The organism is Thauera butanivorans NBRC 103042 (genome assembly GCF_001591165.1).
GTDB classification, from domain to species: Bacteria; Pseudomonadota; Gammaproteobacteria; order Burkholderiales; family Rhodocyclaceae; genus Thauera; species Thauera butanivorans.
In genome coordinates, this window is record NZ_BCUG01000007.1 from 73,489 (window position 1) to 83,687 (window position 10,199).

At 68.8% G+C, this 10,199-nt stretch carries 6 protein-coding genes; 2 read left to right on the forward strand and 4 right to left on the reverse strand.

Annotation, left to right across the window (positions count from 1 at the left end; all coding sequences use genetic code 11):
- Positions 1-21: 21 nt before the first annotated feature.
- The 3 genes from pyrR to TBU01S_RS03915 are packed head-to-tail and all read right to left on the reverse strand — an operon-like array spanning position 22 to position 1,550.
- Positions 22-525, reverse strand: coding sequence for a bifunctional pyr operon transcriptional regulator/uracil phosphoribosyltransferase PyrR (gene pyrR / locus TBU01S_RS03905; RefSeq protein WP_068635327.1), 504 nt, complete (start codon positions 523-525; stop codon positions 22-24).
- Complete coding sequence (ruvX, locus tag TBU01S_RS03910) at positions 506-982, reverse strand: Holliday junction resolvase RuvX (RefSeq protein ID WP_068635328.1); 477 nt, start codon at positions 980-982, stop codon at positions 506-508. Before ruvX ends, pyrR begins: the two co-directional genes overlap by 20 nt.
- Entirely contained in the window at positions 975-1,550 is a 576-nt protein-coding gene (locus TBU01S_RS03915; RefSeq protein WP_068635359.1) for a YqgE/AlgH family protein, read from the reverse strand. The genes ruvX and TBU01S_RS03915 overlap by 8 nt, the downstream gene beginning before the upstream one ends.
- A gap of 133 nt (positions 1,551-1,683) precedes the next feature.
- On the opposite strand from TBU01S_RS03915, the gene TBU01S_RS03920 reads away from it, so the two are divergent.
- Together TBU01S_RS03920 and TBU01S_RS03925 are read left to right on the forward strand one after the other, a co-directional pair.
- Positions 1,684-3,123, forward strand: coding sequence for a cryptochrome/photolyase family protein (locus TBU01S_RS03920; RefSeq protein ID WP_068635360.1), 1,440 nt, complete (start codon positions 1,684-1,686; stop codon positions 3,121-3,123).
- Positions 3,124-3,191: 68 nt separating this feature from the next.
- Entirely contained in the window at positions 3,192-4,367 is a 1,176-nt protein-coding gene (locus tag TBU01S_RS03925; RefSeq protein WP_068635361.1) for a MalY/PatB family protein, read from the forward strand.
- A 16-nt stretch (positions 4,368-4,383) separates the two neighbouring features.
- On the opposite strand, the gene TBU01S_RS03930 is transcribed toward TBU01S_RS03925, so the two are convergent.
- Positions 4,384-10,104, reverse strand: coding sequence for a DUF7379 domain-containing protein (locus TBU01S_RS03930; protein ID WP_068635329.1), 5,721 nt, complete (start codon positions 10,102-10,104; stop codon positions 4,384-4,386).
- Positions 10,105-10,199 lie beyond the last annotated feature (95 nt).

Consider the following 10,199-nt stretch of genomic DNA (forward strand, 5'->3'; position numbering starts at 1 on the left):
CGTGTCACGGCAGCTCGGGCATCAGGCGAGCTGGGTCAGCTCCAGCGTGAGCTTGCCGGCCTCGTCGCGCTGCAGCTCCAGGTTCTGGTCGCGCGGCAGGGCGTCGGGCAGGGTGTGGGCGCAGTAGCGGGCGGCGATCGGCAGTTCGCGGCTGCCGCGGTCGACCAGCACCGCCAGCTCGATCCTGGCCGGGCGGCCGAAATCGAACAGGCCGTTCAGCGCGGCGCGGGTGGTGCGGCCGGTGTAGAGCACGTCATCGACCAGGATGATGTGCGCGCTCTCGACGCTGAACGGGATCTCGGTGCGCTGCGGTTTGGCGTGCAGGCCCTTGCTGCCGTAGTCGTCGCGGTAGAAGGAAACGTCGATCGCGCCCAGCGGCGGGTTGATGCCGAGTTCCTTGTGCAGGCGTTCGGCCAGCCACAGGCCGCCGGTGTAGATGCCGACCAGCGCGGTGGCCGGCGTGACGTGGGGGCGGATCTGCTCGGCGAGCTGCCGGCACAGGGCTTCAGCATCGAGAATGTTCATGGCGATGGGCGTCCAGGAAGGTTTGCAGGATGATCCGGGCGGCGGCGGCGTCGAGCACCGCCTTGCGTTCGCGCCAGCCCTCGAGGCCGGCGCGGCAGAGTTCCGACTCGGCGGCGACCGAGGACAGGCGTTCGTCGGCGGGGAAGACCGGCAGGTTGAAGCGGCCGTGCAACTGGTTGGCGAAGCGGCGGCAACGGGCGGTAAGCTCGTGTTCGCTGCCGTCGAGATGGACGGGAATGCCGACCACCAGCGCCACCGGCCGCCATTCGGCGATCAGCCTGGCGATGGCCTTGAAGCGGGCTTCGTTGGATTCGTCGTGCAGCGTGGCCAGCGCGCTGGCCTGGCCGGTTTCGAGTTCGCCGCTGGCCACGCCGATGCGTGCCAGGCCGAAATCGAAGCCGAGCAGGGTGCCGCGTGCGGGCAGGGAAGGCAGGGCGGCGGATGCCGCGTCAGGCATGCCCCGCGACCTCGCTGAGGTTGGCGAAATCGACACCCAGCTTCTGCATCGCGGCAGCCAGGCGTTCTTCGGGCGGCAGCTCGAACACGATCGACATGTCCGCCGGCACCGTCAGCCAGGCGTTGTCCATCAGTTCCTGTTCCAGCTGGCCGGGTGTCCAGCCGGCGTAGCCGAGCGTGACCAGCACTTCGCGCGGCTCGCCTTGGGCGCCGATGGCCTGCAGCACGTCACGGCTGCTGGTGAGGCCGACCTCGTCGCTGACCTTCAGCGTCGAGTGCCAGTCGCCGAGCGGCCGGTGCAGCACGAAGCCGCGATCGGTCTGCACCGGCCCGCCGAAATACACCGGCTGGGTGTCGAAGCCTTCGGCTTCGAGCGGCACCTCGATGCGTTCGAACAGCGTGGCCAGCGTCATGTCGATCGGGCGGTTGACGATGATGCCCAGCGCGCCCTGCTCGTTGTGCTCGGCGATGTAGGTCAGCGCGCGGGCGAAATGGGGATCGGCCATGTGGGGCATGGCGATCAGGAAGTGATGCGTGAAGTTGGCCGTGGGGGTTTCCATGCCTGCCATTTTACGCACTTCGCCCGCGTTCTTGTGTGGCGAGGAAAGGATGCCGGCCGCGATTCCGGCTCTGCTGCGGGCCTGCATCGCAGAAACGGCCGGGTGAGCCGATAATCGCTTCCCGTCCATCCGGATCGCAATGATGAATTCAGCCCTCGTCTGGTTTCGCCGCGACCTGCGCAGCTTCGATCACGCCGCGCTGTATCGGGCGCTGCGTTTCGCCGGCCGCGTGCATTGCGCCTTCGTGTTCGATACCGCCATCCTCGACACCTTGCCGTCGCGCCGCGACCGTCGCGTCGAGTTCATCCATGCCAGCCTCGCCGAGCTGGATGCCGCGCTCGACGCCATGTCGCGCGCGGCCGGCGGACAGGGCGCGGGCATCATCGTGCGCCATGGATGCGCCGAGGACGAGATCCCGCGTCTCGCGGTGGAGCTGGGTGTGGACAAGGTCTTCGTCAATCGCGACTATGAGCCGGACGCGATCGTGCGCGACAGCCGGGTGGCGCAGCGGCTGGCCGAGGCCGGCATCGGCTACGAGGACTTCAAGGACCAGGTGGTCTTCGAGCGCGGCGAGGTGCTGACCCAGGCCGGCAAGCCTTTCAGCGTGTTCACCCCGTACCGGAACGCGTGGCTGAAGGCGGTCGACGATTTCCAGGTGAAGCCCTATCCGGTGGAGCGCCATGCGCACCGCCTGGCGCCCAAACCCGCGGGCGAAGCGCTGCCTGGCCTCGCCGGCATCGGTTTCGAGCCGGCCGGCCTTGCCGAGCTGCGGATGCCGACGGGCATGAGCGGCGGGCGCAGGCTGTTCGAGGACTTCGCCGCGCGCATCGGACGCTATGCGCAGGCGCGGGATTTTCCGGCGATCAAGGGCGTCAGCTACCTGTCGGTCCATCTGCGCTTCGGCACCGTGTCGATCCGCCCGCTCGCCGCGCACGCCTGGCGCCATGGCGGTGAAGGGGCGCAAGCCTGGCTGGGCGAGCTGATCTGGCGCGATTTCTACCACCAGATCCTGTGGCATCACCCGCGTGTGGTGGCGCGGGCCTTCCGGCCCGAATACGACGACGTGGCGTGGGACGACGCGCCCGCGCTGTTCGCCGCCTGGGCCGAGGCGCGCACCGGCTACCCGATCGTCGACGCCGCGATGCGGCAACTGGCGCAGACCGGCTACATGCACAACCGTCTGCGCATGATCGTCGCCTCTTTCCTGAGCAAGGACCTCGGCATCGACTGGCGCCTGGGCGAGCGCCATTTCGCCGTACACCTGAACGACTACGACCTCGCCGCCAACAATGGTGGCTGGCAGTGGGCCGCGTCGACCGGCTGCGACGCGCAGCCGTACTTCCGCATCTTCAATCCGGTGACGCAATCGCAGAAGTTCGACCCGGGGGGGCGCTTCATCCGCCGCTACCTGCCGGAACTGGCGCGCGTGCCCGATGCCTTCATCCATGCGCCATGGACCATGGGCGGCGTCGACCAGAATGCGTGCCGCACCCGGATCGGCGTCGACTACCCCGCGCCGGTCGTCGACCATGCGGCGGCGCGCGAGCGCACGCTGAAGCGCTTCGGCGTGTTGAAGGCCTGATCGAAACACTGGATACATCGTTCAGTTGCGGGACAATGCAGAACCCTGTTCCCGACTGCCTGCCGACCATGAACGCCCCAGACCATTCCGCCGTCCCGTTCGACTTCGACCGCATCATCGATCGCCGCTGCATGCCGGGCGAGAAGTGGGGCCGCTACGCCGGCCGCGACGTGCTGCCGCTGTGGGTGGCGGACATGGATTTCGCCGCGCCGCCCGCCGTCGTCGAAGCCCTGCGCCGACGGCTCGACCATGGCGTGTTCGGCTATACCGATGCCTGGCCTTCGCTGGAGCAGGCGGTGGTCGAGGGCCTGCAGCGCGACCATGGCTGGACGATCGAGCCCGACTGGCTGGTGTGGCTGCCTGGCGTGGTGACGGGCTTCAACCTCGCCTGCCTGCTGGCCGGCGAGCCGGGCGACGGCGTGCTGACCGCCACGCCGGTGTACCCTCCCTTCCTGTCCGCGCCGGCCAACACCGGCCGTGTGCTGCAGCGCTGCGAACTGGTGCTGCGCGACGGCCGCTGGCAATGGGACTGGGAGGCGCTGGAGCGTGCAGCGGACGCGCGCAGCCGCATGCTGCTGCTGTGCTCGCCGCACAACCCGGTCGGCCGCGTGTTCGACACCGATGAACTGCGCCGGCTGGCCGATTTCGCCGAGCGCCGGGATCTGCTGATCTGCTCGGACGAGATCCACTGCGGCCTGGTGCTCGACGGCGAACGCCCGCACCGCCCCATCGCCGCGCTGGACCAGGCCACCGCGCGGCGCACGATCACGCTGATGGCGCCGTCCAAGACCTGGAACATTCCCGCGCTGTACTGCGCCTTCGCGGTCATCCCGGACGCCGTGCTGCGCCGCCGCTACCGGCATGCGATGCGCGGCCTGATCCCGCACGCCAACGTGCTGGGCATGGTGGCGACCGAAGCCGCCTACCGCGACGGCGGACCGTGGCGCGCCGCGCTGCTCGACTACCTGCGCGGCAACCGCGCCCGCGTGCTGGAAGCGGCGACGGCGATGCCGGGCCTGGCGATGACCTCGCCCGAAGCCACCTACCTGGCCTGGATCGACTGCCGCGGCCTGATGGCCGCGCGCGGCATCGACGACCCCGCCGCCTTCTTCGAGGCCGCCGGCGTCGGCCTGTCGGACGGCCGTCCCTTCGGCGCACCCGGCTGGCTGCGGCTGAACTTCGGCTGCCCGCGCGCGACGCTGGACGAGGCACTGCGGCGGATGGCGGCGGCGCTCACGAGGTAACGACGAAGCGGCTGCATCATCTGCCTTCCGCGTGTTGCTGCAGAAGTTGCAGCAGACGCTTGCTTGCCTCGATGTCGCCTTTTGCATCGCCGTGCCGGGCGCACCAACGTTCGACCACGAATTTCTCCTGGTCATATAGCGTCGCCCATGCGTTGGGCGAGGGCACGCGGCTGTAAAGATCCTGGAACAGCGCTTCGATCTGCGGCAGCGCCTGCTGCAGCCGGCCTTCGGCCATGGCGAGATACAGGTCGAGTTCGATGCGGCTGGCCACCAGCCAGAAATCGGCCTTGCGTGCGAGCTGCTCGTCCAGTGACTGGCGCACGGCCGCCACGTCCTCGGCCGGGAACCCTGTCTTGCCGGGCCTTTGCGGGCATACCAGCACGGCCGCGATGTAGTTGATTGCGGGATAGAAGAACTGCTGGTGACCCTGTTCGAGGGCAAGTTCCTTGCCGCGCTTGTAGGCAGTTGCCATCGCTTCCAGCGCTTTGTCCTCAGCCGCCTGGCAAGCAGTCAGTTGCTGCTGCACATCCTTGTTCGCGGCTTCGTCCTTGCCGGCCGCTTCCAGCCATGCCTGCGCGATTCCGCATGCCTTGCGCTCGACCATGGCAAGGCGTTTGCAGGCCGAGCCGATCAATGAATGGCGTTCGATCGTCGGCTTCAACTTCACCAGGGTTTCGAGCGCATGCCGTGCGTTCGTGATCTCATCGCGAGCGGATTCGAACTTGTCGTCGAGCTCCTTGCGGATTCTGCCCTGTTTCGACTTTGGCGTACCGGCGTCGACATTCAGCTTTGAAACGCGCTTCCAGGCCTGCCGCGCGCGCTGGTTGGCCAGTTGTTCGGCAGCCCTGAGCGAGGCGCTGCCGTCTTCGATGGTCAGTGCATGCTCATACCATTCGATGCCTTCATCGACGAGCCCGGTCTCGATGCATGCGGCGCCGAGCGCCTCGGCCACCGATCCGATGCTCCGCCCCCAGCCGGCGCCGAAGCGTGCAGCAAGGTGACGCACGTGCTCCTGCAGCACGCTGCGGTCGCCCTGGCCATATCGGGCATCGGTGGCGATCTTCTCCAGCGCGATTTTCAGGCCCGTCGCCGAGGCGATGCCGCTGTATTCGCTCTGCACATCCGTGGTCGCTGCGGGTTGTGCGGCATCGTCGTCGTTCGGGCTGCGCAGGCGCCATTCCGGGTCGCCGTAGCATTGGTAGGCCGCCCAGGTGTTGCTGCCGGGATGGCTGCGCCAGGTCGCCTCGCGCGCATTGCCGACGGCTTCCATGAAAGTCCTGCGGTCCAGCAAGGCCTGGTAGAAGGTTTCCGCAAACAGCTGGGCCGGCTCGTCGTCCACTGCCCAGCCCGCTGCCACCACGCAGCGCACGCCGATTTCGATCAGTGCCTCGGCCGTGCTGGCGGCGAAGTCGCTGCGGTTGAACGGGTCCGGCGCCTGGGCGAATTGCTGTGCGGGCAGTGCCGCCAGATGGCAGCAGTTGACGAACACCAGTTCCGGCACTGCGCGCATCTGCCTGATTTCGCGCGGTCCCAGCACCGTGCCTTCGGACAGCACCACGCCGCCTTCGGCGCCGGGCTCGCCATGGCCTGCCACGTGCACGATCCGGTAGGGGTGGGACATCAGCGCATTGATGATCGTCGTCGCATCATGCCCGCCCAGCAGATCGAAGGTATGGTCCGCCCCGACGCCGCGCCGGCTCTTCATCAGCTTGCTGACGGCACGGGACTCGTTCAGCGCGCCTTCGAGCCGGCCGTAGCGTGCCGGATCGCATTTCGGTTCGCCGACGACCAGCACATGGTCTTCACGGCCGGTGTCGCGCACCGCATCGCGGTAGCTGCTGGTCCTGAGCTTGCGGATCAGCCGGCTGCGGATGCCCCAGGGCATGTGCTCGTGCTCCCGGCCGCGTTCCGGCGCGGTGTCCAGCAGTTCCCAGGGGACGACGGCCGTGCCCTTGTCCACCTCCAGCACCATCTGGCTGCGCCCGGCCAGGAAGGGCTCGATCTCCAGCGGTACCAGCAGCTGGAACAGGGTGCGCCCGATCTGCGGTCCGCACTGGTGGTCGTTCGAGGCCCGGCGCAGCATCTCCTGCAGCAGGCGTGGCTGCGAGCTCAGTGCCCGTACTTCGGTGCGTGCCCGCTTCGTGTCCAGGCGGAACTGGATGTCGGTGCTGCCCAGCGGCTCGGCGGCTTGCTGCGCGGCAGCGGTCTGGTGGTCCGGGCGGCCACCCATCGAGGTGATGGAGATGAAGTCGTATGCAGCCCCGCGGTAGGCCGAATCCACCTGCCGGCGCAGGGATGCGGTGCCGGTTTCGACCGTCGGCGTGATGTCGAGCTCGCCCGGCCTCGCCGTGGCATGCACCTGCAGCCCGCGCCAGGCTTCGGCGGCGCGCTCCAGGTAGAGCTCGACCAACTGCAGATGGGCGACGTGCGGCCAGGCCGTGCGCCTGCGGCGCTGGTTCAACTGCGCGATGCGGCTGTTGGCGGCGCGCACGCCATGGGCGATGGCGCGCGCCGAGTTGCCCGGCTGGATGCCGATGCCGCCGCTGCCGATCAGCACGGCTGCCAGTTCGATGCCGGCAGGACCCTGGTCGGCTTCGGCCTGGCGTTCGGCCCAGGCCAGCACGCCCTGGCAGACCGACTCGGCCAGCGTCGCTTCGGTCAGATTGCCTTCGGCGCCGAGGCCGACCACGATCACGCCCTCGGGCTGGGGCAGCAGGGCATCGTGCTGCGGCGCCGCGTGGTTCAGGAAGATCTGCGCCGCCCCGATCGTCTGCGGATAGCGGCCGACCGACAGCGCATCCTCCATCACGCCGCCCACCAGCGCGTTCACCGCCACTTCGGCGCCCGACAGCCGCGATGCCGTGTAGTGTCCCACCAGCAGCGGCTGGCGCACGAAAGCCAGGTTGGCGTTGAGCACCGTGACGCGAAGTGCGGGCGCTGCCTGGCGTGCGGCCGTGTCGTCCTGCTGCCTTTGCGTCAGTGCGAACACCGCGTCCATCGAATCGGCCGGGCGCTCGCCGGCCAGGCGGCCGCGCGAAGGGCGGCTGCGCACGTGCGATACGGTTTCGAGCGCCTCTTCCCGGCTGCCGTCGCGCCGGGTCTCGGTCGTCAGCAGCTTCAGCTGTGAGGTATCGCCTTTCTCCAGCAGTTCGCGGAAGGCCTCGAAAGATCTGCGGTGCGAGGGCAGCTTGCCGTGCTCGACATCCAGCGTCCAGGTCCGTACCTGCGGCAGCCTCGCCGATGTCAGCGTCACCCGGCCGTCGCCGCCGTCGCGGAGGTCGAGGTAAACGAGGCCGTCGTTCGCCCATTCATAGCCATCGGGGGTGTAGCGCGACTGCCCCACGACCAGCAGCAGGCGATCGGCCCAGCGCCGCAAGTCCCTGTCGCGCTGCTCGTCCAGCCGCTGCCGCAGTGCGACGGCCTGATCCAGAACGTCCTTCGTCGGCACGCCCCATTCGTAAGCGCCGAGCTGCAGGCCGACGTCGTGCCACAGGCTGGCCTCGCGTACGCGCCGCAGGTCTTCGTCTGCCAGCTTCTTCCAGGTTTCTGCTTTCGACAGTTCCAGCCGGGGATCCGTCAGGCCCGCCTGCAACTGCAGGAAGCCCGGAAACTCCGCCATGGCCTGGCGCGCCTTGCGATCGCGGAAGGGTGCGCCCACGCTGGCCAGCAGGTTGCCGAAATTGTCGTCGCCGGACAGCACCTGCATCGGCGCCCAGGAACCGCCGTTCGGCGTGCCCAGCATCAGCAGGCGCCCGCCTTCGTGCAGGCACACGCGCTGCCAGACCTCCGGGCACTCCAGCATCATGGTACGCACCAGCAGCCCGCCCATGGAATGCGCGACGAAGCGCACCGGCTGCCCGCTGGCCGCGCGTGCGTCCAGCGCCGCGGCGACGCGCTGGCCGAGCCGGCGTGCCTCTTCCTCCAGCGGCCGGCGCCAGTCGAAGCCGAAGGGGATCACCTCGTGGCTCTGTTCGAGGTAGTCGATCAACTCGTCGTAGAAATTGCCGAGTGGCCCATCGTCGCGAATGTTGTGCTGCCCCGGTTCGTAGGCCAGCCGCAGCAGGCCGCCGAGCACGCGCCAACTCAGCCAGACGCGCTTGCCATCGACCTGGATGTGGCTGCCCAGGATGCCCGGCAGCAGGAACGCCGCCGGCCGCTCCGGCATCGGCACGGACTGGCTGCGCATTGCGGCGCGGCGCCCGTCCGCGCTTTCGCCCTTCCACGACAGCGGGCCGATCGGCGCGAAGCCCGCGGGCGCGTCGCGCAGCAGCCCATCGACGATGGCGTCGGCAGTGAGCTTGTTGCGGAAGTAGTTGAAATGGGTGGCGTCCGCGCTCTTGTCGAGCAGATAGCTCGCGCCCTCGTTGCGCGGCGAGCCGCCGTACATCGAACTGGTCTGGACCACGATGTCGTTGTCGGTCCAGTAGAAGGCATCGGCCAGCAGGGTCTTGAGCCAGCTCAGCACCGAATCGCCCTCGATGTCGCCGGCCACCACGCGCAGCTTGCCCGGAACCAGCGTCTGGGCATCGTTGAGCCACTGGACCAGCGGATTCTCCGGCGTCATCGCGTACAGGCCGGGCAGCGTCTCCGGATCGAAGCGCTCGCGTGCGACGGCAGCCAGGAAATCCGTCAGTGCCGGCAACACCGGTATGCCGGCCAGCTTCAAGGACCAGCGCACTATCGACAGGTAGGCGTCCAGCCGGCGCGATGCCAGCAGCGTGCCGCGAGCCGGGCAGGCCACGCGCACCACGCGCTCGATCGTCACCTCGCGTTCGGCCAGCGCCTTGGCCAGGGCCTCCAGCTGTACGAGCTGATCGCGGTGCTTCTCGTCCTTGAAGATCTCACGGTCCGCATCGGTGACCTCACGCGCGGTTGCCATGCGCGCCAGCACTTCGGCCACCAGGCCGCCGCGCGAATGCGAGACCAGATGCAGCTTGAGCGGCACGCCCTTGGGCAGCGCCCGGACCAGTTGCAGCGCATTGCCGACCGGGCCCTCGCCCAGCGTCGCGTGGTCCAGCGCATAGACCTGGCCGGCGTAGTGGGCGAACAGTTCGCCCACCCGTGCCGGGTGATGCTCCCATAGCTTGCCGAAGGTGCTGGCGGTGTCGACGAAAGTGCCGTGCAGCAGCACCAGCACGGGCTGGCCGGGCGCCGGCGCCTCGATGCGGGCGAGCGCCTTGCCCTTTTCGAGCTTGCCGAGCCGCTCGCGAGCCAGCTTGTAGACGCCGGGCGTGACGCCGCCGTCGATCCGCTGCGCGATGGTCCTGGCGGCCTGTCTGGCCGCATCGCGATCGGAGAACAGGCCGGTCACGATCTCCACTGCCCGCAGCAGTACCTTTCCCAGGAAGCCCGGGCCGCGCGAAACCGCCGCCTTTTCCAGCCCGCGCCATTGCAGTTCGGCCGGCACCGGCACCACATCGGGATAGTCCGCCTCTCCCTTCTCGCCGCGTTTCAGCGGCTGTCCGTCGGCCTGCGCCAGCAGCAGGTCGCGCGCCGTCAGCGGATGCAGCACCAGTTCCGGTCCACCTTCGATGTGCAGCACGACCACGTCCTCGCCGATGGTGGCGCTGGTGCGCAGCATCGGTCCGCCGTCGCGGCGCGTGGCCAGTTGAACGAAGTCCTTGCGGCGGCCGGGCAGGTCCGCCGGGGCCGCTGCGGCGGCGATGTCGCCGCTGCGGGATGCCGGGCGCTGGCCCGGAATCAGGAAGGTGATTTCGCGGGGGCTGGCGTCGGACATGGTGGAAGATCCTCGTGGCGGAGAGGAGAGGGGCGCGACTGTTCAGGGGTGGGGCAAGCACGCCGTATGACGACGTTCATCGAACGCCATCCGAT